The sequence below is a fragment of the Shinella sumterensis genome (genome assembly GCF_004514425.2).
Lineage (GTDB): Bacteria > Pseudomonadota > Alphaproteobacteria > Rhizobiales > Rhizobiaceae > Shinella > Shinella sumterensis.
In genome coordinates this window covers 102,836-127,517 of sequence record NZ_MYFN02000003.1, presented here as the reverse complement: position 1 = coordinate 127,517, position 24,682 = coordinate 102,836, and the positions used below count along the sequence as shown (strand labels likewise).

Here is a 24,682-nt window from a genome sequence, read left to right as displayed (position 1 = left end):
CGGCCGTCGGCAAAGCCCGGAAACCTCCCGTCCGTCATGCTCTGGCCTGTCCCGGGCATCTGCCAGCGTCTCGATTTTCGATGCGTCGGCAGATCCTCGGCACAGGCCGAGGATGACGGAGGAGGGGCGGAGCTCTGCCGTACACCGAAGGCGAGCGCTTGCGCCTGCCGTGTGATCGAGACCAAGGAGGAGTGACCCATGACGGGCCAGGCACACACCGGTCGCCCCAGTAGACTGCTGCGCAATCTCAGTTCCAAGATTGCGTCCATTCCGATGATGCTCACCGCCGTCGTCATCTTTCTCGGCGGCACGATCTGGACGGTCGTCTATTCGTTCACCAATTCCCGGCTCCTGCCGCGGGCCAAGTTCGTCGGGCTCGACCAGTACGAGCGCCTGTGGGATGCGCCGCGCTGGATCGTCTCGATCCAGAACCTGGCCATCTACGGCTTCTTCACGCTGGTCTTCAGCCTCGTGGTCGGCTTCCTGCTGGCGGCGCTGATGGACCAGAAGATCCGCTTCGAAAACACCTTCCGCACCATCTTCCTCTATCCCTTCGCGCTGTCCTTCATCGTGACGGGCCTCGTCTGGCAATGGATCCTCAACCCGGAATTCGGGGTGCAGTCGGTGGTGCGCGCGCTGGGCTGGACAAGCTTCACCTTCGATCCGCTCTACAATGCCGACATCGTCATCTACGGCGTGTTGATCGCGGGGCTGTGGCAGGGCACGGGGCTCGTCATGTGCCTGCTGCTCGCCGGGCTTCGCGGCATCGACGAGGACATCTGGAAGGCCGCGCGCGTCGACGGCATACCGATGTGGAAGACCTATCTCTTCATCGTCATTCCCATGATGCGTCCCGTCTTCATCACGACGCTGGTCATCATCGCGAGCGGCATCGTCAAGGTCTACGACCTTGTCGTGGCGCAGACGAGCGGCGGCCCCGGCATCGCCTCGGAGGTCCCGGCGAAATACGTCTACGACTACATGTTCCAGGCCCAGAACCTCGGCCAAGGCTTCGCCGCCTCCACCATGATGCTCGTCACCGTCGCGATCATCATCATCCCCTGGGCCTATCTCGAATTCGGAGGACGCAAGCGTGGCTGAGACCGTCTCCCTCAAGCCCGGCGCGGCGCTCGCCGCGACCGCCGGACCGCCAAGCGAGCCCTGGGGCAGGAAGCCCCGCCGCACGCTGTCCCGCCGCAACATCATGCTATACGGCACGCTTCTCGTGGCGGCGCTCTACTATCTGCTGCCGCTCTACGTGATGGTCGTGACCTCGCTGAAGGGCATGCCGGAAATCCGGCTCGGCAACATCTTCTCGCCGCCGGTGGAGGTGACCTTCGAGCCCTGGGCCAAGGCCTGGGCCACCGCCTGCACCGGCCTCAACTGCGACGGCCTGTCGCGCGGCTTCTGGAATTCGGTGCGCATCACCGTGCCCTCGACGCTGATCTCGATCCTCGTCGCCTCCGTCAACGGCTATGCGCTGGCCAACTGGAAGTTCAAGGGGGCGGACCTGTTCTTCACCATCCTCATCATCGGCGCCTTCATACCCTATCAGGTCATGATCTATCCGATCGTCATCGTGCTCCGGGAAATGGGCATCTACGGCACGCTGACCGGCCTTGTCATCGTGCACACCATCTTCGGCATGCCGATCCTGACGCTGCTCTTCCGAAACTATTTCTCCTCCCTGCCGGAGGAGCTGTTCAAGGCGGCGCGCATCGACGGGGCAGGGTTCTGGCAGATCTATTTCCGCATCATGCTGCCCATGTCGCTGCCAATTTTCGTCGTGGCAATGATCCTGCAGATCACCGGCATCTGGAACGACTTCCTGTTCGGCGTCGTGTTCACGCGGCCGGAATATTACCCGATGACCGTGCAGCTCAACAACATCGTCAACTCCGTCCAGGGGGTGAAGGAATACAACGTCAACATGGCCGCGACACTGCTCACCGGGGCTGTTCCGCTCATCGTCTATTTCGTGTCGGGACGCCTGTTCGTCCGCGGCATCGCCGCCGGCGCAGTCAAGGGTTAAGCCATGCAGAAATCCGTCTCCATCAAGGACCTTTCGTTGAGCTTCGGCGCGGTCAACGTGCTGGAAAACCTCAATCTGGATATCGGCGAGGGCGAGTTTCTCGTGCTGCTCGGCTCATCCGGCTGCGGCAAGTCGACCCTGCTCAACTGCATTGCCGGCCTGCTCGAGCCGACCGGCGGGCAGATCTTCATCAAGGACAGGAACGTCACCTGGGAGGAGCCCAAGGACCGCGGCATCGGCATGGTGTTCCAGTCCTATGCGCTCTATCCGCAGATGACGGTGGAGAAGAACCTTTCCTTCGGCCTGCAGGTCGCCCGCATGCCACGCGCGGAGATCGACAAGCGGGTCGCCCGCGCCTCCGAAATCCTGCAGATCGGCCCGCTTTTGAAGCGCAAGCCCTCGGAACTGTCGGGCGGACAGCGCCAGCGCGTGGCGATCGGCCGGGCGCTGGTGCGCGATGTCGATGTCTTCCTGTTCGACGAGCCGCTCTCAAACCTCGATGCCAAGCTGCGGTCGGAGCTGCGCGTGGAGATCAAGCGGCTGCACCAGTCGCTGAAGAACACGATGATCTATGTCACGCACGACCAGATCGAGGCGCTGACGCTCGCCGACCGCATCGCCATCATGAAGAGCGGCGTCATCCAGCAGCTCGCCGATCCCAACACGATCTACAATGCGCCGAAGAACATGTTCGTCGCCGGCTTCATCGGCTCGCCGTCGATGAATTTCCTGCGCGGCGAGATCGTGGAGAAGGGTGGAAAGCCGGTGTTCAGCACGAACGGCGTGGATTTCCCGCTCGATGGCTATGCCGCCGGCGAAGCGCTTCCGGCCGGCCGCAAGGTCGTGCTGGGCGTGCGCCCGGAGCATGTGAAGGTCGACGAGGATGGCGCCGGTGCTAAGGCGCACCAGGCGAGCGTCGATATCGAGGAGCCGATGGGCGCCGACAACCTGCTGTGGCTCGAACATGCCGGCCACACGCTCGCCGTCCGCGTTGCCGGCAACAGGCGTTTTGCGCCCGGCACGGCCGTGTCGCTCTCCTTCGACATGGGGCTGGCCTCGCTGTTCGATGCGGGCACGGAGGAGCGGATTTAGGATGGTGGAGATTGCACTTGCCGTCCTTCCTTCTCCCCCACGGGGAGAAGGTGGCCCGAAGGGTCGGATGAGGGGGGACACGCCGATATTCCGGCTCTTTCAGTTGGTGGCCTCCCCCTCATCCGCCTGCCGGCACCTTCTCCCCGTAGGAGAGAAGGGGGAGAAGCGACGCCGCAACTCGCTACGAGGCGCCGCACATCGCAAGTCAGAGACACAACCATGACCCAAGCATCCGACATCACCGCCATCGACCTTTCCGGCACCTGGACCGTCACCAGCACCGACGCCATGCACACCGCCTCCATGCGCGTGCCCGGCGACGTGCACAGCGCGCTGATCGCCGCCGGCCTCATTCCCGATCCCTATGCCGGCCGCAACGAGCGCGACGTGCGGTGGGTGGCCGGGAAGGACTGGGCGATCGAGCGCACGTTCGACCTCCCGCCGGAAACGCTGGAAGGTGACTGGTATCTCGATATCGGCAGCATCGACACGGTGGCGTCGGTCTATCTCAACGGCGTTCTGATGCTCGATGCCGACAATTGCTTCCGCCGCTACCGGCCGGCCGTGACCGAGGCGCTGAAGGCGGGGGAAAACACGCTGAAGGTGCTGATCCATTCCAGCATCGCAGCCGGCGCGCGGCGGCAAGCCGAACAGCCGTTCTTCATCCCGTGGTCGACGAGCAATTCGCCGATCGCGAACGGCAACATGCTGCGCAAGCCGCAGTGCCATTTCGGCTGGGACTGGAACATCGCCATCGCGCCGCTCGGCATCTATGGCGAAATCGTGCTGCGCCGGCTTGAGGTGGCGCGCATCGAGCATGTCACGACCCGGCAGTTCCATCATGCCGATGGCGCGGTCGATCTCTATGTCACCGCGACCTTCCACGCCGAGGAGCCGGGCATCCTGCCGGTGCATTTCGCGCTCGGCGAGGAGCGCGTGCGGCTCGATATCGGTGTCGCCGCCGGCGAGACCCAGCTCACCCACATGTTCAGCATCGAAAAGCCTGCGCTCTGGTGGCCGGCCGGCCACGGCGAGCAGGCGATCTATGCGGTGCGCGTCGAGACGCCGACGGAGACCGTCGTGCGCCGCGTCGGCCTGCGCCGGGTGGAGCTGATCACGGACAAGGACGAGGCGGGCAGCCGTTTTGCGCTGAAGGTCAACGACCGGGAAATCTTCTGCCGTGGGGCAAATTGGATTCCCGCAGATGCCTTGCCCTCGCGCATCAACCCGGTCGCCGTGCGCGACCTGCTGCAATCGGCCGTCGACGCCAACATGAACATGCTGCGTGTCTGGGGCGGCGGCTTCTACGAGCCGGACTGGTTCTACGATCTCTGCGACGAGCTCGGCCTGATGGTCTGGCAGGACTTCATGTTCGCCTGCAACCTCTATCCCTCGACCGTCGATTTCCTCGACAATGTGACGGCGGAGGTGGACTACCAGGTCAGGCGGCTCGCCTCGCATCCCTCCATCGTGCTGTGGTGTGGCGACAACGAGCTGGTTGGCGCGCTCACCTGGTTCGAGGAAAGCCGCCGGGATCGCGACCGCTACCTCGTCTCCTACGATCGCCTCAACCGTACCATCGAAGTGGCGATGAAGAAGGCGGCGCCCGGCGCGATCTGGTGGCCGTCGAGCCCGACGTCGGGCTATCTCGATTTCGCCGATGCCTGGCATGCCGACGGTTCCGGCGACATGCACTACTGGTCGGTCTGGCACGAGAACAAGTCCTTCGACAATTACCGGACCGTCAGCCCCCGCTTCTGCTCGGAATTCGGCTTCCAGTCCTACACGTCCATGCCGGTCATGCAGAGCTTCGCAGACCCCGAGGACATGAACATCGCGTCGCCCGTGATGGAGAGCCACCAGAAGAATGCCGGCGGCAACGAGCGCATCGCCGGCACGATGTTCCGCTACTTCCGTTTCCCGAAGGACTTTCCGAGCTTCGTCTATCTCAGCCAAATCCAGCAGGGCCTCGCGATCCGCACCGCCGTGGAATACTGGCGCTCGCTGAAGCCCCATTGCATGGGCACGCTCTACTGGCAGCTCAACGACACCTGGCCCGTCGCCTCCTGGTCGAGCCTCGATTACGGCGGCAGCTGGAAGGCCATGCACTACATGGTGCGCCGCTTCTTCCAGCCCGTCGCCGTCGCCGCCATTCCGTCGAAGGACGGCGAAACGATCGGTTTCTCGGTGGTCAACGATACGGCGGAACCTGTCACCGTCACGCTCGACACATGGCTCGTCTCGCTATCCGGCGAGCGCCGGCCCTATCGCAGCATCGAGGGCGCTTGCGGGCCGGACAGGGCGGAAATGCTGTTTTCCGTCGTTTCCGCGGATCTCCCCGAGGATGCGCTGCTGTTCTGGTCCTTCAAGGCCTCGAACGGCATGGCGGGCGAGGGGCACCATGTCTCCGGCACCTACAAGGCGCTCGATCTCCAGGCCTCCGGCCTGACGCTCGACGTCGCGCCGCGCGACGACGGCCGTTTTACTGTCACCGCCACGGCACACGGCCTGGCGCTTCACGTCATGCTGGAGGCCGACGTGCCCGGCCGCTGGTCGGACAACGCGTTTGACCTCACGGCAGGCGCCCAAAAGACACTCGTCTTCACGCCGTCCGAGCGCGGCGCGGAACCGACATTCCACTGGCTCGACCTTCACGCGTGCCAGACCCACCAAGACTGAACCAAGGAAACCGCCATGCAGACCGTCAGCTTCCAGCTTTACAGCGCCCGCAATTTCCAGCCCTTCGCCGAAGTGTTCCGCATCCTCTCGGATGCCGGCTACAGCGAGGTCGAGGGCTACAGCGCCCTTTACGATACGCTCGACGACGCGGCGATCCAGCAGGTGAAGGCCGACCTCGATAACAACGGCCTCACCATGCCAACCGCCCATTTCAGCCTCGAAACGCTGGAGACGCAGCCGCAGCGTGTGCTCGACATCTGCCGCACGCTCGGCATCACGGCGGTCTATTGCCCCTATCTGCTGCCGGAGCATCGCCCGACCGATGCAGCGGGCTGGCATGCGCTGGGCGCGCGGTTGCAGAAGGCCGGGGCGCCGATCCGCGAAGCGGGCCTCGTGTTCGGCTGGCACAATCACGACTTCGAGTTCTTCGCGCTGCCCGACGGCACCGTGCCGCTGGATCATCTTTTCGCCGGCGGCCCGGATCTGACCTGGGAGGCGGATATCGCGTGGATCATCCGCGGCGGGGCCGACCCCTTCGCCTGGATCCAGAAATACGGCAGCCGCATCACCACCGTCCACGTCAAGGACATCGCGCCGGCGGGCGAGAACGCCGACGAGGACGGCTGGGCGGATGTCGGCCATGGCACGGTGCCGTGGGGCGATCTCGCCAAGGCGCTCGCGGGCACGCCGGCCAGACATTTCATCGTCGAGCATGACAATCCGAGCGACATCACCCGGCTTGCCACCCGCTCGATCGCGACCGTCAAGACATTCTGAGGACCGCCATCATGAGCAAGGAATACGGAGTCGGCATCATCGGCTGCGGCAATATCTCGGGCGCCTATTTCAGGCTGATCCCGACCTTCAGGAACCTGAAGCTCGTCGCCTGCGCCGATATCAACCCTGCGGCCTCGACGGCGCGATCGGAGGAATTCGGCGTGCCGGCGCAGGAGATCGGCGCGCTGCTGGCCAATCCCGACGTCGATGTCGTGGTGAACCTCACCATCCCCGAAGCGCATTACCCGGTGTCGAAGCAGGCGCTGGAGGCGGGCAAGCATGTCTATTCGGAAAAGCCCTTCGTGCTGTCGCTCGAACAGGGCGAGGATCTGCGCCGCATCGCCGATGCCAGCGGCCTGAAGGTCGGCTCGGCGCCGGACACCTATCTCGGCGGATCGCACCAGTTCGTGCGCCACCTCATCGACAGCGGCAGGGTGGGCAAGATCATGTCCGGCACGGCGCATGTGCTGGGTCCGGGCATGGAGAGCTGGCATCCGAACCCGGACTTCTTCTTCGCGCCGGGCGGCGGGCCGATCCTCGACATGGGGCCCTATTACGTCAACAACCTCGTCAACCTGGTCGGCCCGGTGAAGCGCGTCGTGGCGCTCGGCAACCGGGCGCGCGAGGAGCGCATCATCGCCAATGGCCCGCGGCTCGGCGAGGCCGTGCCGGTCGCGGTGCTGACGAACATCCATGCCGTGCTCGAATTCGTCAGCGGCGCGCAGGTCGCGCTGATGGCGAGCTGGGACGTGTGGGCGCATCGCCACCAGAACATGGAGCTCTACGGCACCGACGGCGCGGTCTTCGTGCCGGATCCGAATTTCTTCGGCGGCACCGTCGAGGTCGCCGGCAACGACAAGGAGCCGAAGGCGGTCGCGGTCTGGGATCATCCTCTGACGGCCCAGAACTACCAGTTCGACTGGGGCAAACAGGCCAATTACCGCGGCATCGGCCTTGCCGACATGATGGACGCCGTGACGACGGGCCGCGACTATCGCTGCTCGCTCGACCGCTCGCTGCACACGATCGACGTGCTGACGGCGATCCTGCGCTCCGCCGAGGAGGGCCGGGCGGTCGATATCGTCACGACCTGCACCCAGCCGCAAGCCTTCGGCATCGAGGAGGCGCGCGCGCTGCTTCGCTAGCACCTTACATCCCTCACCCCGCCTGGCGCATCCAGAGCGGGAAGGGGTCGGGCAGGTTTGCCCAGCGCGCCGGTTCGAACGTCTCTTCGGCGACGAGGCAGGCGTCGAGCCGGCGGCGGATGTCGTGCTCGTCCATCGGGTCCGCGCCGATGAAGACGAGTTCCTGCCGCCGGTCGCCCCAGACGGGATCGGAAGAGCGGGCGATGGCCTCCCGCGCCGCCTCGTCCTGCGGCCAATGCTGTTGAGGAACCGAGGCCCACCACAGGCCGAGCCGGCCGCTGCGCACCAGAGCGCCCGCCTGACTCATCTCGCCGACATGATGCGGCCGCGTGGCGATCCAGAAGAAGCCCTTGGCGCGGATGACGCCTGGCCAGCTCTCATCAAGGAAGGCCTTGAAGCGGGCGGGGTGAAACGGGCGTTTCGCCCGGTAGACGAAGGAGCGGATGCCGTATTCCCCGGTTTCGGGAACGTGGTCCTTGAAGCCGTGCAGCTCCTTGAACCACAGCGGATGTTCGCTCGCCTTCTGGAAATCGAACAGGCCGGTGCCGAGGATATCCGCCAGCGCGACCCTGCCGAAATCGGTCTCGATGACGCGGGCCGCGCCGTTCAGGCCGCCGATGATCTGGCGGGCGGCGAGCAGGTCCGCGGGGCTCGCCGCACCCGTCTTGTTGAGCACGACCACGTCCGCGAACTCGATCTGCTCGACCAGCAGTTCCACCAGCGTGCGGTTGTCGTCCTCGCCGGCCGTTTCGCCGCGCTCTGCCAGGAAATCCTGCGAGCCGTAATCCTTGAGAAGGTTGGCGGCATCGACCACCGTGACCATCGTGTCGAGGCGGGCGACATCCGACAGGCTCCAGCCGTCCTCGTCGCGGAAGTCGAAGGTGGTGGCGACCGGCAGCGGCTCCGAAATGCCGCTGGATTCGATCAGCAGATAGTCGAAGCGCTTCATTTCGGCGAGACGGCGCACCTCCTTGAGGAGGTCGTCGCGCAGCGTGCAACAGATGCAGCCATTCGTCATTTCCACCAGCTGCTCGCCGGTGCGTGACAGGTCCGCCCCGCCATCGCGGATGAGTGCGGCGTCGATGTTCACCTCGCTCATGTCGTTGACGATGACGGCGACGCGCAAACCGCTGCGGTTGTTGAGCACGTGGTTCATGAGCGTCGTCTTTCCGGCGCCGAGGAAACCGGAGAGGACGGTAACGGGGAGGCGGTTGTCCATGCGATCTACCCTTACGTTATAGTATTACATTCGCGGGGCCAAAAAATGGCGGGATGATCCCGCCACGCATTCTCGAAGTGCGGCTGCCCGGCCCCATAGGACCCACCCAGGTCTCCACGCCATGCTGTTGACGGCGTGGAGAATGGAGCGGGCGTTGCGCTCAGGCCGGAGCCGGCCGCAAGCGCTCCTCAGCTGGCCTGTCCGAGGCAATCGCGCAGCGACGTGGCGATGCTCTTCATCAGGGTGAAATAGAGATCCGGGCCGGGCTCAAGCGTGGCGGCCTCGGGGTCGAGAACCCCGGATTTCGCAGGCGTGCCCTCGATCACCACATTGACCAGCTTCGGCTCGAACTGCGGCTCGGCGAAGACGCAGGTTGCGCCCAGCGTCTTCACCTTGTCGCGGATCTGCGTCAGGCGTTCCGCACCGGGCAGGGTTTCCGGGCTCACGGTGATGGAGCCGGCGGCGTGCATGCCGTAGTGATGTTCGAAATACTGGTAGGCATCGTGGAAGACGATGAAGGGCTTATCCTTCACGGGCGCGACCGTCTCGGCAACCTCCTTGTCGAGCGCATCGAGCCTTTCTTCGAGACCGGCGAGGTTCTTCCTGTAGGTCTCGGCATTGGCCGGGTCCTTCTCGGCGAGGACCTTGGCGGCTTCGGCGGCAATGGCGCGCGCATTCTGCGGGCTCAGCCACAGATGCATGTCGAATTCGCCGTGCTCGTGGCCTTCATGGCCGACTTCCTCGCCATGGGCATGGTCGTGGCCGTCCGCCTCCTTGCCATGGTCGTGTGCCTCTTCACCATGGGCATGCGCTTCCTTGCCGTGGTCGTGACCTTCCTTCTCATGGTCATGGCCTTCCTCGCCCTCATGCGCGTGGCCCTCATGCGCATGGTCATGGCCTTCGCCTTCATGCGTATGGGCCTCGAACGGGCCGCCTTCGCGGAAGGGCAGTTTTTCGAGGCCCGGCGCGTCGTCCAGTTCCACCACGGTCGCCTTGCCGCCGAGCGATTCCAGCGGCTTTTCAAGGAAGGCTTCTAGGCCATGGCCGACCCAGAAGACCACATCGGCGTTCTGGAGAGCGGCCGCATTGGACGGCTTCAACGAATAGGTGTGCGGCGAGGCGGCACCCTCCACGATGAGGCCCGGCTCGCCGACGCCCTGCATGATGGCGGCGACCAGCGAATGGATCGGCTTGATCGACACGACGACATCGGGCGCCTCGGCGCGCGCGGCACCGACGCCGGCAACGAGAAGGGCGGTGGAAAGGAGGAGGGCGCGAACGGCCTTTTGCATGGGATACTCCGCTTGAATGTAAATGTAATGTTATTACATCAATTGCGTTATGCTATAACGTGTGCCATATGCTGAGGCAACAGGCTTTTGGAAAAAATGATGCTGCAGACCCCAACCAGGACCGCTTCGCCGCTCGTGTCGCTTGCCGGCGTCGGTGTGCGCCGCCAAGGTCGCTGGCTCGTGCGCGGCGTGGAATTCTCGATTGCGCCCGACGAGATCGTCACGCTGATCGGCCCGAACGGCTCGGGCAAATCCACCACCGCCAAGGCGGCCATCGGCGTGCTGAAGGCCGACGAGGGCAGGGTGGAGCGCAAGGCGGGCCTCAAGGTCGGCTATGTCCCGCAAAAACTCTCCGTCGACTGGACCATGCCGCTGACCGTGGAACGGCTGATGACGCTGACCTCGCCGCTGAAGGGCGCGGAGATCGAGGCGGCGCTGGACGCTACCGGCATCCGTCATCTCGCCCGCGCTGAGGTGCAGCATCTCTCCGGCGGCGAGTTCCAGCGCGCGCTGCTGGCCCGCGCCATTGCCCGCAAGCCCGATCTTCTGGTGCTCGACGAGCCGGTGCAGGGCGTGGATTTCTCCGGCGAGATCGCGCTTTACGATCTCATCAAGACGATCCGCAACACGACCGGCTGCGGCATCCTGCTGATCTCGCACGACCTGCATGTGGTGATGGCCGAGACCGACACCGTCATCTGCCTCAACGGCCATGTCTGTTGCCGCGGCACGCCCGAGGTGGTGAGCCAGAGCGCGGAATACCAGCGTCTTTTCGGCGCGCGCGCCGGGCAGACGCTGGCCTTCTACAATCACGATCACGACCACACGCATCTGCCCGACGGCCGCGTGCTGCATGCCGACGGCTCGATCACAAACGATTGCCGCCCGAACGACGGCCATCATACGCCGATCGTGCCCACCGGCCGCGCCGGGCCGATGCGCATCGTGCACACGCACGGGCCCGATTGCGGCTGCGGCCACGACCACGGCGTGGTGCCTGACGGCGCCGGACAGCAGGAGAAGCGCGATGCTTGACGATTTCTTCATGCGCGCGCTCGTCGCCGGCATCGGCCTGGCGCTCACCGCGGGCCCGCTCGGCTGTTTCGTCGTCTGGCGGCGCATGGCGTATTTCGGCGATACGATGGCCCATTCGGCGCTGCTCGGCGTGGCGCTGTCGCTGCTGATGAACTTCAACCTGCTCCTCAGCGTCTTCGTCGTCGCGGCGACCGTCTCGCTTCTTCTGCTGCTGCTCCAGAAGCGCGGCACGCTCTCGACGGATGCGCTGCTCGGCATCCTCTCCCATGCGACGCTGGCGATCGGCCTCGTCATGGTGTCCTTCATGACGTGGGTGCGCATCGATCTCGTCGGCTTCCTGTTCGGCGATATCCTCGCCGTGTCGCGCGCCGATGTGGACCTCGTATGGGGTGGCGGCATTCTCGTCGTTTTCGCCATCGTGTGGATGTGGCGTCCGCTGATCGCGTCGACGGTCAATCCGGAACTGGCCGAGGCCGAAGGCATGCAGCCGGAGAAGACGCGCCTGGCCTTCATGCTCTTGATGGCGCTCGTCATCGCCATCGCCATGAAGATCGTCGGCATCCTGCTGATCACCTCGCTTCTCATCATCCCCGCGGCGACGGCGCGGCGCTTTTCCACCAGCCCGGAGATCATGGCGGTGCTTGCCTCGCTGATCGGCGCGCTGGCTGTGGTTGGCGGATTGTTCGGATCGCTGAAGTTCGACACGCCCTCCGGTCCCTCGATCGTGGTTGCAGCGCTTGGCCTGTTCATTCTAAGCCTCATCACGAAACCGAGGACGAGCGTCGTGGAACATTCGGCGGCAAATCAGGGAGGTCGGGCATGACCACGCAACAATTGACGAAGAACCAGGGCCTCGTCTTCGACGTGCTGTCGCATTCCGACAGCCCGCTCAGCGCCTACACCATCCTCGACAAGCTGCGCGACAACGGGTTTCGCGCGCCGCTCCAAGTCTATCGTGCGCTGGACAAGCTCCTGGAGTTCGGCCTCGTGCACCGGCTGGAGAGCATCAATGCCTTCGTGGCCTGCGCCCATCCGCATGAGGGCTGTCACAACCACGGCATCACCGCCTTCACGATCTGCGAGACCTGCGGCCAGGTGACGGAGTTCCACGACCACGTGATCGAGGACCGGCTGAAAGCCTTTGCCAAGGGCCGCAACTTCAAGACCGGCAAGACGACGATCGAGATCCGCGGCACCTGCGCCGGTTGCGCGTAGATCCCCTAGCCGACGGGTTTCAAGCCCTTCCTGAAGCGCTGCCAGTTGCGCACATAGCCCTCCGCCGAGCGTTTCAGGCCTTCGATCGCCTCGGCATCGAGCGTGCGCACGGCCTTGGCGGGGGCGCCGACGATCAGCGAATTGTCCGGAAAGACCTTGCCTTCCGTCACCAGCGCATTGGCGCCGACGAGGCAATTGTTGCCGATGACCGCGCCGTTCAGCACCGTGGCGCCCATGCCGACCAGCGAATTGTGGCCGATGGTGCAGCCATGGATGATGGCGCCGTGGCCGATGGTGCAGCCCTCGCCGATGATGACGGGCTTGCCGGGATCGGTATGCACCACGACGCCTTCCTGGATATTCGACCTTGCGCCGACGATGATCGGCTCGTTGTCGCCGCGCAGCGTGGCGCCGAACCAGATGCCGACATCCTCGCCGAGGATGACCTTGCCGATGACATTGGCATCCGGCGCCACCCAGTAGCGGTCGTCGGCGGGGAGTGTGGGCGCGCGGTCGTCGAGGGCATAAAGCGGCATGGTTTCCTCCGGCGGTCTGATTCCGGTGACAGTCTAGCACCGGCCCGGCGACCGGGGGAAAGGGCGAGGGTGGTTTTTGCTGATCATATGGAGTATGAGCCCGGCCATGACGAACAGAGCGACATTCTACAGCCGGGCCGTGGAGACGGGGACGAAGATTTTCGCCACCGCGCCGATGATCGACTGGAGCGACCGGCATTTTCGCGTGTTCGCGCGCCAACTCACCCGCAACGCGCTGCTGTTTACCGAAATGATCGTCGCCGACGCCATCCTGCGCGGCAATCGCGAGCGGCTGCTCGGCTTCGACGCGATCGAACATCCCGTGGCCTTGCAGCTGGGCGGCAACAGCCCGGAAAAGCTTGCGGAGGCCGCGCGGATCGGCGAGGGTTTCGGCTATGCCGAAATCAACCTCAATGTCGGCTGTCCGTCGGACCGGGTGCAATCCGGCACCTTCGGCGCCTGCCTGATGCGCGAGCCGGATCTGGTGGCCGAGTGCGTGGCGGCGATGCGGGCGGCGGTGTCGATCCCGGTCACCGTCAAATGCCGCATCGGCGTCGACGACCAGGACCCGGAGGTGGCGCTGCGCGACCTCGTCTCCCGCGTGACGGCGGCCGGCACGGATGCGGTCTGGGTCCATGCGCGAAAGGCCTGGCTGCAGGGCCTGTCGCCGAAGGAGAACCGGGACATCCCGCCGCTCGACTACGGCCTCGTGTACCGGCTGAAGGCCGAAAACCCGAACCTTTTCATCGGTCTCAACGGCGGGCTTCACACTTTGAGTCAGGCCGTCGAGGCGATGGACGGGCTGGATGGGGTCATGCTCGGACGGGCTGCCTACCAGGATAGCGGTGTTCTCACGGGCGTGGACCGGTTTTTCCCGCATCCCCTGTCGGAGGGCCAGCTTTCCGGTGTCTTCTCCGGTCCGCAGGACCTGTCGGGCGAGGACTGGGAGGCGGTGCGCGATGCGATGGTCGCCTATGCCGGCGAGGTGATCGCGCGCGGCGGGCGGGTGGCGCATGTCACGCGGCATATGGTCGGCCTGTTCCAGGGCTTTGCGGGCGTGCGCCGTTATCGGCAGATCCTCTCCACCGACGCCACCAAGCCGGGGGCGGGGCCGCAGGTGATCGCCGATGCCTTCGCGGCGGTGCTGTCGGCACGGGGTGCTGCGCAGGATGCGGCGGAGTAGCGCTTTCTGTGCATCGGCCCCGGCATGACCACAATTTCGTCCCCTCGGGGTCGGAAAACGGCGTAAAAGAACCGACGACGCAATGAGAGACGAACAGGTGCCCGCGTGATCGATCCCTACGCCATGCTCGGACTGGAGCGCGATGCAGACGACAACGCGGTCAAGGCCGCCTACCGCAAGGCCGCCAAGGGCATGCATCCCGATTCGGGCGGCGATGCCGACCAGTTCGCCCGCCTGCAGGCCTGCTACGACCTGCTGCGCGACCCGGTGCGCCGCAAGGTCTTCGACGACACCGGCTTCGACCCGCAGCTCGCCGACCCGCGCGACCTCAAGGGCCTGATGCTGCTGGAACCGCTGGTCAACGACGTCATCCTCGACGAGCGCGAGCCGGGCAGCTTCGATCCGCTGGCGGCGATGCGCCGGAAACTCTCCGACGACATCGTCAAGAGCCGCTTCCACATCCTGGAGCTCGAACGCCACCGCAACCGGGTGCGCCAGCACATCGACCGCCTCGGCCGCAAGGGCGGCACGGATTTCCTCGGCTCCATGCTGCGCGCCCGCTCGCAGTCGATCACCGAGGCCATCCGCAATGCCGAGGGACAGATCCAGGCGATCGAGCAGGCCTATACGATGCTGGAGGGCTATTCCTACGAACTGGCCGCCGCCCTCGACACCGCCGCGCTCGACGTGAAGGGCGAGGCGGCCGAATAGGCCGCGCCGCCGCCGTCATCCGCAATTCCCTACCAGCCCTTCGGCAGCGGCGGTTCCTCGCCGTCATGTTCGGCCGGCGGCTGCGCCGCGCGCATGGCGGCGAAGGCCCGGAACTCCCGCAACGACGCGCCCGACCGGACCGTGCGCGCCACCGCCATGCCGGCATCCTGAAGCGCGCGCGTGTCGCGATAGGGCGAGGCAAAGGTGAGCCGGCTGAAGAACCAGCTGTAATCGACGATGTCGCGCACCTCCTCCGCCACCGCGTCGAACTGCGCGCGCTGCCCGGCATCGAGGTTGCGCAGGCAGAAGGGTTGCTGCGTTTCGCGCGAGACCCGGCAGCACCGCCCGCGGCGACGGCAGCTGCGCAGGCGGCAGGCGCGCCAGGGCAGCGCCAGCATCTCGGCGATGCGGGCGAGCAGGAAGGGCGATAACGGGGGAAGCTTGCTGCGGTCGAACATGAGGGCTCCTGTCGGTTGGGAAGGGCGCGGGCTGCGCGGCGCCGGGCCGCGACGGGCTGGCGGACCAAGTCCGTTGCCGGCGGCGGCAGAGGACGGGGCGGCGGGTTTCGCAAGGCAGGCAGCCGCCCGCATCGCCGCGCGTGAGATCACGCCGGGTTTTGGGGCATCGGTATCGGACGGGGCGCTGAAAGCTGCCGCATCAGATAGTATGAATGGCACCTTTCAGCGCCCCGTTCGGCGGTTTTTGCCCGCGACTCCGGTCTCTCTGCAAGGAACGGGTCCGGCGGCGTTTGCCGTCGGTTTCCGGGGCGGGCCCCGCCGGGGTTTTTCGCGCCTGACAGGGCTCACCTTCGAGCACCGTCCGGGCGGAAAGGCGTCGCCGCCTTTCCCGGCAAGACATCACTCCGGCGGACGATGCCGACGCACCCTCCGGCCCCGCTCCCCTTGTGTGCCGCACAGGCACGCCCGACGCGCCGTCCGGGGCTGAAACGGGGGAGCCGGTCCGACGCTCCGCCGCTTCCCCCGTGTCGCCGGAGGGAGACCATTTTCCGCGGACCCTCAAGATGCAGGCTTACGTCCGTCCCACACCCCAAGCGCCGACCCCGCCTCGCCGCAACGCCTTGCGGTGTATCCGCGACGGGATGAGGGGATTATCGCATGGGTGCGGAGGGCGGGGAAAATTGATGGCGGCCTAACATCATTAAATCTGGATCCGTATAACGCCAAACAAGAGCGCCCTCGCTGACAGCAACTCAGTCGCTCTTTATAAATTGACGTTAGCCCAGCCCCGCCGATTCCGAGTGCGTCTTTTGAATCTTAAGCAAAAGTTGATCGGAAACTTCTTCTATGAATATATTTTGTTCAATTTCGTTATTTGGCCAAACTTTATAAAGTGTTTCGTTGAGGAGAGGGTAGTTTTCTGCAATGGAAAATCCGTTAATTGCGATCGGTAGAATTCTTCCCTTTCGGTTTATGTTAATATGTATTGCTGAGTTTAGCTCTTTGTTTGTCCATCCTTTTTTTGAAAATTTATCGGAAAGAATTGGAATGAAAAAAGATGATTTTAGAAGGCCGTGATTTATTTTCTCGACGATGGAATCTCCCCATTCTATGCTATCCTCGTCAAAGAAGACCTTTATTCCTCTGATCTCTAGCGCGTTCTTAAGGATTCTTACTTTTTCTTTGTCTTCACTGGCGTGGGAAAGGAAAACATCGAATTCACGCACCATATCGGAGCACCTTTGTATCCATTTAGAAGCCTTTAATCCGGACAGGATCGCTTGTTTGCAAAGTTTAGCAAGAACTGGATCATCAACGCCGCGAACTTGTCTGATGTAGGCGAGCCATCCTTCAATGTGGATCCAAAAATCTTTTCCTGATTTATCTTTCCCAAGCCAGAGTTTTGCAGCATTTTCGGCGCCATATTTCTTCGCAGAATGCAATTTCATTCTTATTTTTGAAACGTCTTTTCGCCAAACGTTCGCTTTTTTATTTACAACGAGGCCAGTTACCTCCTGTCGTTCATATGTGAACTGGATTCTCGTCTTCTTTTCATTGATCTTGAAGTGTGCCTTTTTGAAAGCATCAACGATATCGTTTCCAACGCGAATTTCCCTTTTGCCTTTGTCCGGCTCCCAATTTTTCACGATTAACGAGGGAACATGTCGCTGGGACGATGAGATTGTAATATCGTCGGCATATCGGGAGTATCGCAATCTTCCTCTTATCGCCGTTGAAAGAATACCCTTGTCTAGGTTGTTAGCTAAGATGTTCGCTAAAATGGGTGATGTCGATGCTCCTTGGGGGAGCTGATTATTAAAAGTCGTTATTCTAGCTAGTATTGTTGAAACGTTGCTGTTGAAGCCAAAATATGAGGATAGGAAAAGCCCTCTAACTCGGGCAAATCCGATAGACGGAAAAAAATCCTCGATATCTATATTCATCACCCATTTTTGTCTCTCGTGGTACTGCGCATTGGATAAAAATGATTCACCTTTCACGTAGCCCTTTACAAAAGATTTTGGTTTGTAATGTGCTGTTAGAATTGTCGCCAGCCGATCTTGCGCCATTGCCAAGCCACGGATAGGACGAGATATATCTCGAAATCCACCTGATTTTTTTGGTATTTTGAATTTTTTGTAATAACGCCCATCATCGCAATGTCTTATTACATAGAAGAGTTTCGCTGAATCTAAACCCAACGCCGATGCGACATCTTGCACGGAATGCGCGATTTTTAGTCGAAAAATCGGATCGCTGAAGGGATTTTCTGGAAGCAAAATGCTTGACCCTCGATCTTTACCTTTCATCGCCGATCGCACGGCTTATTCGGCCGGCGCGCGGGAATGTGTACTGACATTATAGCGAGCTACCGTGGATTCACCGGTACCAATTAGAGGGTCAAGCTTCTACGATTTTCTAACTGAGATTGTGTTCTTGTCAAGTTGAGTTGACTGCTGTGTCAACGCCCCGGCCGCCCCGTCTTCCCCTTTGTCCGCCCCTTGCGCTTCGCCTCCGCCGGGTCCTCATAGCTTCCGACGCCGATCTTCCCCCGGCGGACCGGCTTCGCGTCGTCGGCGCCGGTGGCGCGTTCGGGCTGGCCTTCCAGCAGGGGGGAATGGCGTTTCTTGGTGGAGAGGGTTTCCGGCGGGCGTTGGGGCAGGTCGCCGGTGACGGGTTTTTCGGTCCGGCCGACGGTCATTTCGTCGAGGCTGTTCTTGCGGAACAGCGACTTGCCTGATGGCGTGGCGACGTCGCGGCCCATCTCGTCCAGCTTCGGCTTGCGGAAGAGGGGGCGTTCGATGTCGGTGCCCGGGCCCATGTCGTCGAGCGAGGGTTTCTGGAAGAGGGATTTCGCGGTGTCCGCGTCCGCCGCTGTGGATCCTCGGGTCAAGCCCGAGGATGACGTCGGAGAGGTGGTGCCGGAGGTCGCGCCTGCGTCGCCGCCGGCCTTTGCCGAGGCGGATTTCGACGGGGTGCCGGACGCGCCAGCCTTTCCGCTCTTGCCGCCTTCCTGACTTTTCGCCGAGCCTTTTGCATTCCCGGTCGCGCCTTCGGCGCTTCTCGCCTCCTGCCGCGCCATCGGGTCGTCCATGACGGCGAGTTCGGCGGCTTTGAGGCGCTTGATCTCGTCGCGCAGGCGGGCGGCTTTTTCGAAGTCGAGATCGGCGGCGGCGTCGCGCATGGCTTTTTCCAGCGCGTTGAGATGGGCCTGGAGGTTGTTGCCCACGAGGTTGCCGCCGTCCGCGAAGCCCTTGCCGGCGACGCCGGAAATGTCGGCGCGGACGTGGTCGCGCTCGTAGACCGAGTCGAGGATGTCGGAAATCCTGGCCTTCACCGATTCCGGGGTGATGCCGTGCGCCTCGTTATAGGCGACCTGCTTTTCGCGGCGGCGGGTCGTCTCGTCCATGGCGCGCTGCATGGAGCCGGTGATCTGGTCGGCATAGAGGATGACTTTGCCATCGACGTTTCGCGCCGCGCGACCGATGGTCTGCACGAGGGACGTCTCCGAGCGCAAAAAGCCTTCCTTGTCGGCATCGAGGATGGCGACGAAGCCGCATTCGGGAATGTCGAGGCCTTCGCGCAGCAGGTTGATGCCGACGAGCACGTCGAAGGCGCCGAGACGCAGGTCGCGGATGATCTCGATGCGCTCCAGCGTGTCGATGTCCGAGTGCATATAGCGCACGCGAATGCCCTGTTCGTGCAGGTATTCGGTGAGGTCTTCGGCCATGCGCTTGGTGAGCACGGTGACGAGCGTGCGATAGCCGGCCTGCGTGGTCTCGCGGATTTCGCCCAGCACGTCGTCCACCTGGCTTTTCGCCGGGCGCACCTCGACGGGCGGGTCGATCAGGCCGGTCGGGCGGATGACCTGCTCGGCGAAGACGCCGCCGGACTGCTCCATCTCCCAGGCGCCGGGCGTGGCCGAGACGGCGATCGTGTCCGGCCGCATGGCATCCCATTCCTCGAAGCGCAGCGGGCGGTTGTCCATGCAGGAGGGCAGGCGGAAGCCGTATTCGGCCAGCGTCGCCTTGCGGCGGAAGTCGCCGCGATACATGCCGCCGATCTGCGGGATCGTGACATGGCTCTCGTCGATGAAGATCAGCGCGTTGTCGGGAATGTATTCGAACAGGGTCGGCGGCGGCTCGCCGGGCTTGCGGCCCGTGAGATAGCGCGAATAGTTCTCGATGCCGGCGCAGGAGCCGGTGGCTTCCAGCATCTCGATATCGTAGCGCGTGCGCTGCTCCAGGCGCTGCGCTTCCAAGAGGCGGCCTGCCTTTTCCAGCTCGGCGAGGCGCAGCTTCAGCTCCTCCTTGATCGCCTTGATGGCGCCGTTCAGCGTGGGGCGCGGGGTGACGTAGTGGCTGTTGGCGTAGATTTTCACCGATTTCAGGTCGCCGGTCTTCTGGCCGGTCAGCGGGTCGAACTCGGTGATCGCGTCGATCTCGTCGCCGAACATCGAGATGCGCCAGGCGGCATCTTCAAGGTGGGCGGGGAAGATCTCGATCGTGTCGCCGCGAACCCGGAAACTGCCGCGCTGGAAATCCATCTCGCGGCGCTTGTATTGCTGGGCGACGAGGTCGGCGAGCAGCTGGCGCTGGTCGAGCCTCTCGCCGACTTCCATCTGGAAGGTCATGGCGGTGTAGGTCTCGACGGAGCCGATACCGTAGATGCAGGAGACCGAGGCGACGATGATGCAGTCGTCGCGCTCCAGAAGCGAGCGGGTGGCGGAGTGGCGCATGCGGTCGATCTGCTCGTTGATCGACGATTCCTTCTCGATGAAGGTGTCGGAGCGCGGCACATAGGCTTCCGGCTGGTAATAATCGTAGTAGGAGACGAAGTACTCGACGGCGTTTTCCGGGAAGAAGTTCTTGAACTCGCTGTAGAGCTGGGCGGCGAGTGTCTTGTTCGGCGCGAGGATGACGGCGGGGCGCTGCGTCTCCTCGATCACCTTGGCCATGGTGAAGGTCTTGCCCGAGCCGGTGACGCCGAGCAGCACCTGGCTGCGCTCGCCCGCGGACAGGCCCTCCACGAGGTCGCGGATGGCGGTCGGCTGGTCGCCGGCCGGCTGGTATTCGCTGATCATGCGGATCGGGATGCCGCCCTCCGACTTCGCCGGCCGGGCCGGGCGGTGCGGCGTCCACAGCTTGCCGTCCTTGAACAGCGGGTTGCCGCTCTCGATGAGCGCCGACAGCGCCTCCACCGTGGCCGTGACCGCCGTGCCGGCATTGAGCGACGCGGCATCCTCCAGCGAGACATCCATGCCCGACACCGGGTTGAGGCCGGCGGCGGCGCGCGTCCTGGGGTCGGACGAGCCGCCGATCGAGACGCCGCGGGAGGTCTTGCTGGCGGTGACGTTTTCCGTGTGGCGGCGGGCGGCGTTCTCCACCGACTTGCGGTGCTTGCCGGCCTTCGACGCCACCTCGCGGCGGCTTTCGACGCTGCCCGCCTCGGCTTCCGCCTCGAGCTGCTTCACCCAGTCGGAGACGCTGCCGGACAGGGGTTCGCCCTCGAAAGGCGACTGCGGGGCTTCCTCGAAACCGGGGTTCGAGGGCGGGGATTTTTTCGGGGTTCTGGCCATGCGGGGAATATGGAGAGAGTCATCGCGAAAAGAAAGGGGCGGCGAGTACAAAAGGAAAACGAATTTGCGCCGTTCCCGCCGGCGGCGGGTCAGGCCGGATGGCCGGCGAAGACGGCACGCACGATATCCGCGACGTGGCGCACGGCGCGGTCCGTGTCGCGGCGGCGATGCCAGGCGAGGTGGAGCGGAAAGCCCTCCACCGGCAGCGGCGGCGCGGCGATGTGCAAGTTGCCGGCGGCGCCGGCGGGCACCGTATGGGCCGGCATCATGGCCAGGAGGTCGCTGTCCTCCAGCAACGGCGGGACCATCAGGAAGCTCGGCACGACGATGCCGATGCGGCGCGACCGGCCCAGCACGGCGAGCTGGTCGTCGAGGCCGCTGCGCGTATCGCCGCGCCCGGAGACGAGGACATGCGGGTAGGCGAGCCAGCGCTCCAGCGTGAAATCGGCGGCGGCCGGATGGTCGCGCCGCATGGCCACCACATAGTGCTCGTGCAGCAGCGTCTCGCGATGGAAGGCCGTCTCGTCGATGGCGGGAAAGACGGAGATCGCGATGTCGCCCGTGCCGCGCGCGAGGGATTCGAGCGCCGCCGATGCGCTCTGCCACGGCTGGATGACGAGGTCGATGCCGGGCGCGGAGCGGGCCAGCGCGCGTTGCAGCGGGCCGGCGATGAGGATGCCGGGATGGTCGGCCGTGATGATGCGCACGGTCTGGCGGATCGCGGCCAGGGGCTCCTCGGGCGCGTCGACCACGGCGGCGATGCCGGCGAGCAGATTCTTCAAGGGATCGCGCAGCGCCTGCGCCCGCGCGGTCAGCCGCATGCCGCCCTTGCCGCGTTCCAGCAGGGGATCGCCGAAAAGGTGGCGGCAGCGGTCGAGCGCGCTCGATGTCGCCGGCTGCGACAGGTTCAGCCGGGCGGCGGCGCGCGACACGTGGGCCTCGTCAAGCAGGGCATCGAGGATCACGAGGAGGTTGAGGTCAATGGATCTTAAATTCATCAGATCGATAATAGCATATACAAATCATCCATTGGAGTGATTTCATTCGTCCCGGCATTGTCTGCCTGTCAACACAGGAGACGATGCCATGAGCAAGACCTTGATCCTTCTCTTTCACCCCGATCTTAGCCGTTCCCGCGCCAATGCCGCGCTCGCGACCGCGGCGGCGCGCCTGCCCGATGTCGAGGTCGTGGACATGCATGCCGTCTACGCGGATGGGCGGATCGATGCCGACCGGGAGGTTGCCCGGCTGCTTGCCGCCGACCGGATCGTGCTGCAGTTCCCCATCCAGTGGTATTCGACGCCGCCGCTGCTCAAGGCCTGGCAGGACGCCGTGCTGACGCGCATGGTCTACATGGCGTACGAGACCGAGGGGCGGTTGCTGGAGGGCAAGCCGCTTCTGGTCGCGGCGACGGCCGGCAATGTGCCGGAGGCCTATGCGCCTGCCGGCGCCAACCGGTTCACCATGGCCGAGCTGCTGCGCCCGCTGGAGGCGACCGCGCACCGCTGCGGCCTGCCATGGCAGCCGCCGTTCCTGCTGTTCCGGGCAGACAGGCTGGACGATCTGGCGCTGCATGGCGCAGCCAGGGATTATGCCGCACGCATCGAAACGTGGCGCAGGGACGACGAGCGCCGCTATCTCGCGGAAGCCTGGGGCTGAGCCATGGCGCCGTGCGCGCCTCTCGTGGGGAGCGGCCGGTAAGCAGGCGCCGACATTGCCGTCAGCTTGCGTCCGTCGCCGGCTGGCGGGCGAACCGTTCGGCGTGCTGTGCGAGCCAGCCGGGAATGTCGGCCGCTTCCATCGGGCGGGCGTAGTGATAGCCCTGGGCCTGGCGGCAACCGAGGCTTTGCAGCATGCGCGCCTCGGCTTCGTTTTCCACACCCTCGACGACGATGTCGATGGACAGGGCTTTGCCGATGCCGATGAGGGCGGAGATGAGGGTCTGGTTCTGCCGGCTCGTCTCGATGCCGCGCACGAAGCTGCGGTCGATCTTCAGCCGGTCGATATGCAGGCTGACGATGTAGGCGAGGGAAGAATGCCCCATGCCGAAATCGTCGACGGCGAGGCGGAAACCGGCGGCTTCCAGCCGGGCAAGCTCGGCGCCGGCGGCCTCCGTGTCGAGCGTCGCTTCCTCGGTGATCTCGATCTCCATGCGCGACGGCGGGACGTCGTGCTGCTGCGTGATGTCGATGAGGAGACGCGAGAGCGTGTCGCCGGAAAACTCACGGGGCGAGACGTTGATGGCGACGGCGGCATCCGGCAGGCCGTAGCCAGGCAATGCCTGGAGCAGGCGCGCGGCGCGCGTCGCGACATAGGCGGTGAGGGCCGTCGACATGTGCAGGGCCTGCGCGGCGCGCACGATATCCGGCGGGCTCACCGCACCAAGGGTGTCATGGGGCCAGCGCAACAGCGCCTCGAAGCCCGTCACGCGGCCGCCGTCCAGTTCCACCTGCGGCTGGAAGAACACCTGCAACATCTGCTTCTCAAGGGCTTCGGCCAGCGTCGCCTCGATGAGGCGCTGGCGTTCGATGCGCGCTTTCAGCAGGGGGTTGAAGAGGCTGAGCTTGCGGCGGCCGCCGGCCTTGGCGGCATAAAGCGCGATGTCGGCGCTGGCGAAGAGCGCCTCGGCGCTCTCGCCGTGGGCGGGATAGAGCGCCAGGCCCGCGCTGGCGCCGACGGTGACCGAACGCTCGCCCACGATGATGGGCTCGCCGGCAATCCGGATGATTTCCTTGCCGATCAGGCGGGCGCGCGCCTCCGCGCCGGTGCCTTCTATGATCACGGCGAACTCATCGCCGCCGAGCCGCGCCACCATGTCTTTCTCGCCGGTCAGGCCGGTGAGACGGCCGGCGATTTCGGTGAGGACCGCATCGCCTACGCCATGGCCCATCGTATCGTTGATCGCCTTGAAGCGATCGAGGTCGATTGTCAGCAGGGCCAGCGTATCGGCCGAACGGCTGGCGGCGAAGGCGTCGCGCAGCCGGTTGTTGAAGAGGGTGCGGTTGGCGAGGCCCGTCAGCGGGTCCGTGTTCACGAGAGCGGAAAGCTGCTGATTGGACTGGTTGATTTCCGCGTTGGCATCCGACAGCGATGCGGCGAGCGCAATGGCATTCAGGCGGTCCATCTGGCTGCGGACGAACTCCCTTTCGTTGACCTGGCTCGTGCGGAACATCACGAGGCCGAACAGCGCCGTATCGGCGGCGATGACCAGCGAAGAGGGCGTGCCGATCGCCAACAGGGTTACAAAGGTCGCGAGGATGGGCGGGACGGCGAACATCATCGTCGTCTGGCTGTAGGCCGCACTCTGCATCATGGCGCCGGCGCAGATGCCGCAGATGATGAACACCACGTAGGGGTTGAGCCCGCCTTCGCCGATCACCGTGCCGAGAAATGGCGTCAGGGCCCATGTCAGGCCGCCGGCGAGCGCGCCGAGCGACAGGATCCTGAGCGCTCGCTTCGGCCTCTCGATCGCGATGTTCTGGCGCCTGACGACCCGTACCGTGATGTAGCGGGCGAGGTTGACGGCGAAGATCGCGGCCAGCCAGTAGAGCACGCTCGTATTCGGCGCATCGAGCCACAGGACGGCGACGATCGTGACGGCGATGAAGCAACTGGCCGGCAGGGTCAGGACGATGCCGTCCAGCACGGACACGGCCTGTGCGGACAGAATCTGGTGTCTCGTGGGTTCGTCGATCGGCGTCGGCCGGCTCGCATGCGTCATTCTCGGTCC

General features: G+C 64.3%; 20 protein-coding genes. 12 read left to right on the top strand and 8 right to left on the bottom strand.

What is annotated here, in order from left to right:
- Positions 1-198 precede the first annotated feature (198 nt).
- The 6 genes from B5M41_RS07665 to B5M41_RS07640 all read left to right on the top strand — a co-directional run bounded on the left by B5M41_RS07665 (position 199) and on the right by B5M41_RS07640 (position 7,725).
- Positions 199-1,101 (top strand): carbohydrate ABC transporter permease, encoded by a 903-nt coding sequence (locus B5M41_RS07665; protein ID WP_134650042.1) that lies wholly within the window; start codon positions 199-201, stop codon positions 1,099-1,101.
- Positions 1,070-2,032 (top strand): carbohydrate ABC transporter permease, encoded by a 963-nt coding sequence (locus B5M41_RS07660; RefSeq protein WP_370359625.1) that lies wholly within the window; start codon positions 1,070-1,072, stop codon positions 2,030-2,032. The genes B5M41_RS07665 and B5M41_RS07660 overlap by 32 nt, the downstream gene beginning before the upstream one ends.
- A 3-nt stretch (positions 2,033-2,035) precedes the next feature.
- Positions 2,036-3,124: an ABC transporter ATP-binding protein gene (locus tag B5M41_RS07655; protein WP_134650041.1), complete on the top strand. Its 1,089-nt coding sequence runs from the start codon at positions 2,036-2,038 to the stop codon at positions 3,122-3,124.
- A 219-nt stretch (positions 3,125-3,343) separates the two neighbouring features.
- Positions 3,344-5,803 carry a beta-mannosidase gene (locus tag B5M41_RS07650; RefSeq protein WP_167719175.1) on the top strand — a complete coding sequence of 820 codons (2,460 nt, stop codon included), beginning with the start codon at positions 3,344-3,346 and terminating at the stop codon, positions 5,801-5,803.
- Between the two features lie 15 nt (positions 5,804-5,818).
- On the top strand, positions 5,819-6,580 hold the full coding sequence (locus B5M41_RS07645) for a sugar phosphate isomerase/epimerase family protein (RefSeq protein ID WP_134650040.1): 762 nt from the start codon (positions 5,819-5,821) through the stop codon (positions 6,578-6,580).
- Between the two features lie 11 nt (positions 6,581-6,591).
- Positions 6,592-7,725, top strand: coding sequence for a Gfo/Idh/MocA family protein (locus tag B5M41_RS07640; protein ID WP_134650039.1), 1,134 nt, complete (start codon positions 6,592-6,594; stop codon positions 7,723-7,725).
- 13 nt (positions 7,726-7,738) lie between these two features.
- Here B5M41_RS07640 and zigA read toward each other — a convergent pair whose 3' ends face one another.
- Together zigA and B5M41_RS07630 are read right to left on the bottom strand one after the other, a co-directional pair.
- Complete coding sequence (zigA, locus tag B5M41_RS07635; RefSeq protein WP_134650038.1) at positions 7,739-8,944, bottom strand: zinc metallochaperone GTPase ZigA; 1,206 nt, start codon at positions 8,942-8,944, stop codon at positions 7,739-7,741.
- 188 nt (positions 8,945-9,132) lie between these two features.
- Positions 9,133-10,236: a metal ABC transporter solute-binding protein, Zn/Mn family gene (locus B5M41_RS07630; protein WP_134650037.1), complete on the bottom strand. Its 1,104-nt coding sequence runs from the start codon at positions 10,234-10,236 to the stop codon at positions 9,133-9,135.
- 99 nt (positions 10,237-10,335) lie between these two features.
- Here B5M41_RS07630 and B5M41_RS07625 point away from each other — a divergent pair, with 99 nt between their 5' ends.
- Genes B5M41_RS07625 through B5M41_RS07615 form a run of 3 tightly spaced genes read left to right on the top strand, consistent with a single transcriptional unit; the run spans position 10,336 to position 12,486 of the window.
- Positions 10,336-11,271 carry an ATP-binding cassette domain-containing protein gene (locus B5M41_RS07625; protein ID WP_134650036.1) on the top strand — a complete coding sequence of 312 codons (936 nt, stop codon included), beginning with the start codon at positions 10,336-10,338 and terminating at the stop codon, positions 11,269-11,271.
- A complete protein-coding gene (locus B5M41_RS07620; RefSeq protein WP_134650035.1) occupies positions 11,264-12,094 on the top strand; it encodes a metal ABC transporter permease in 831 nt (276 codons plus the stop codon). Before B5M41_RS07625 ends, B5M41_RS07620 begins: the two co-directional genes overlap by 8 nt.
- Positions 12,091-12,486, top strand: coding sequence for a Fur family transcriptional regulator (locus B5M41_RS07615; protein ID WP_134650034.1), 396 nt, complete (start codon positions 12,091-12,093; stop codon positions 12,484-12,486). The genes B5M41_RS07620 and B5M41_RS07615 overlap by 4 nt, the downstream gene beginning before the upstream one ends.
- 5 nt (positions 12,487-12,491) lie before the next feature.
- On the opposite strand, the gene B5M41_RS07610 is transcribed toward B5M41_RS07615, so the two are convergent.
- Positions 12,492-13,022 (bottom strand): gamma carbonic anhydrase family protein, encoded by a 531-nt coding sequence (locus B5M41_RS07610; protein ID WP_134650033.1) that lies wholly within the window; start codon positions 13,020-13,022, stop codon positions 12,492-12,494.
- A gap of 106 nt (positions 13,023-13,128) precedes the next feature.
- Here B5M41_RS07610 and dusA point away from each other — a divergent pair, with 106 nt between their 5' ends.
- Positions 13,129-14,205 (top strand): tRNA dihydrouridine(20/20a) synthase DusA, encoded by a 1,077-nt coding sequence (dusA, locus tag B5M41_RS07605; RefSeq protein ID WP_134650032.1) that lies wholly within the window; start codon positions 13,129-13,131, stop codon positions 14,203-14,205.
- A 123-nt stretch (positions 14,206-14,328) separates the two neighbouring features.
- A complete protein-coding gene (locus tag B5M41_RS07600) occupies positions 14,329-14,916 on the top strand; it encodes a J domain-containing protein (RefSeq protein ID WP_134650074.1) in 588 nt (195 codons plus the stop codon).
- Between the two features lie 29 nt (positions 14,917-14,945).
- On the opposite strand, the gene B5M41_RS07595 is transcribed toward B5M41_RS07600, so the two are convergent.
- From B5M41_RS07595 to B5M41_RS07580, 4 genes are all read right to left on the bottom strand, one after another.
- Positions 14,946-15,374: a hypothetical protein gene (locus B5M41_RS07595; protein ID WP_134650031.1), complete on the bottom strand. Its 429-nt coding sequence runs from the start codon at positions 15,372-15,374 to the stop codon at positions 14,946-14,948.
- 776 nt (positions 15,375-16,150) lie between these two features.
- A complete protein-coding gene (locus B5M41_RS07590) occupies positions 16,151-17,683 on the bottom strand; it encodes a TIR domain-containing anti-phage reverse transcriptase (RefSeq protein WP_134650030.1) in 1,533 nt (510 codons plus the stop codon).
- A 152-nt stretch (positions 17,684-17,835) separates the two neighbouring features.
- The gene (gene uvrB, locus B5M41_RS07585) at positions 17,836-20,952 is read right to left on the bottom strand and encodes an excinuclease ABC subunit UvrB (protein WP_134650029.1); all 3,117 of its coding nucleotides are present in this window, start codon (positions 20,950-20,952) and stop codon (positions 17,836-17,838) included.
- Between the two features lie 89 nt (positions 20,953-21,041).
- On the bottom strand, positions 21,042-21,950 hold the full coding sequence (locus B5M41_RS07580; RefSeq protein ID WP_134650028.1) for a LysR family transcriptional regulator: 909 nt from the start codon (positions 21,948-21,950) through the stop codon (positions 21,042-21,044).
- 88 nt (positions 21,951-22,038) lie between these two features.
- On the opposite strand from B5M41_RS07580, the gene B5M41_RS07575 reads away from it, so the two are divergent.
- The gene (locus tag B5M41_RS07575) at positions 22,039-22,611 is read left to right on the top strand and encodes an NAD(P)H-dependent oxidoreductase (protein ID WP_134650027.1); all 573 of its coding nucleotides are present in this window, start codon (positions 22,039-22,041) and stop codon (positions 22,609-22,611) included.
- A gap of 61 nt (positions 22,612-22,672) precedes the next feature.
- Here B5M41_RS07575 and B5M41_RS07570 read toward each other — a convergent pair whose 3' ends face one another.
- On the bottom strand, positions 22,673-24,673 hold the full coding sequence (locus tag B5M41_RS07570; protein WP_134650026.1) for a putative bifunctional diguanylate cyclase/phosphodiesterase: 2,001 nt from the start codon (positions 24,671-24,673) through the stop codon (positions 22,673-22,675).
- Positions 24,674-24,682 lie beyond the last annotated feature (9 nt).

Coding starts and splice junctions, on each gene's coding strand:
- B5M41_RS07665 (WP_134650042.1), top strand. CDS start 199: ATGACGGGCCAGGCACACACCGGTCGCCCCAGTAGACTGCTGCGCAAT.
- B5M41_RS07655 (WP_134650041.1), top strand. CDS start 2,036: ATGCAGAAATCCGTCTCCATCAAGGACCTTTCGTTGAGCTTCGGCGCG.
- B5M41_RS07650 (WP_167719175.1), top strand. CDS start 3,344: ATGACCCAAGCATCCGACATCACCGCCATCGACCTTTCCGGCACCTGG.
- B5M41_RS07645 (WP_134650040.1), top strand. CDS start 5,819: ATGCAGACCGTCAGCTTCCAGCTTTACAGCGCCCGCAATTTCCAGCCC.
- B5M41_RS07640 (WP_134650039.1), top strand. CDS start 6,592: ATGAGCAAGGAATACGGAGTCGGCATCATCGGCTGCGGCAATATCTCG.
- zigA (WP_134650038.1), bottom strand. CDS start 8,944: ATGGACAACCGCCTCCCCGTTACCGTCCTCTCCGGTTTCCTCGGCGCC.
- B5M41_RS07630 (WP_134650037.1), bottom strand. CDS start 10,236: ATGCAAAAGGCCGTTCGCGCCCTCCTCCTTTCCACCGCCCTTCTCGTT.
- B5M41_RS07625 (WP_134650036.1), top strand. CDS start 10,336: ATGCTGCAGACCCCAACCAGGACCGCTTCGCCGCTCGTGTCGCTTGCC.
- B5M41_RS07620 (WP_134650035.1), top strand. CDS start 11,264: ATGCTTGACGATTTCTTCATGCGCGCGCTCGTCGCCGGCATCGGCCTG.
- B5M41_RS07615 (WP_134650034.1), top strand. CDS start 12,091: ATGACCACGCAACAATTGACGAAGAACCAGGGCCTCGTCTTCGACGTG.
- B5M41_RS07610 (WP_134650033.1), bottom strand. CDS start 13,022: ATGCCGCTTTATGCCCTCGACGACCGCGCGCCCACACTCCCCGCCGAC.
- dusA (WP_134650032.1), top strand. CDS start 13,129: ATGACGAACAGAGCGACATTCTACAGCCGGGCCGTGGAGACGGGGACG.
- B5M41_RS07600 (WP_134650074.1), top strand. CDS start 14,329: ATGCTCGGACTGGAGCGCGATGCAGACGACAACGCGGTCAAGGCCGCC.
- B5M41_RS07595 (WP_134650031.1), bottom strand. CDS start 15,374: ATGTTCGACCGCAGCAAGCTTCCCCCGTTATCGCCCTTCCTGCTCGCC.
- B5M41_RS07590 (WP_134650030.1), bottom strand. CDS start 17,683: ATGAAAGGTAAAGATCGAGGGTCAAGCATTTTGCTTCCAGAAAATCCC.
- uvrB (WP_134650029.1), bottom strand. CDS start 20,952: ATGGCCAGAACCCCGAAAAAATCCCCGCCCTCGAACCCCGGTTTCGAG.
- B5M41_RS07580 (WP_134650028.1), bottom strand. CDS start 21,950: ATGAATTTAAGATCCATTGACCTCAACCTCCTCGTGATCCTCGATGCC.
- B5M41_RS07575 (WP_134650027.1), top strand. CDS start 22,039: ATGAGCAAGACCTTGATCCTTCTCTTTCACCCCGATCTTAGCCGTTCC.
- B5M41_RS07570 (WP_134650026.1), bottom strand. CDS start 24,673: ATGACGCATGCGAGCCGGCCGACGCCGATCGACGAACCCACGAGACAC.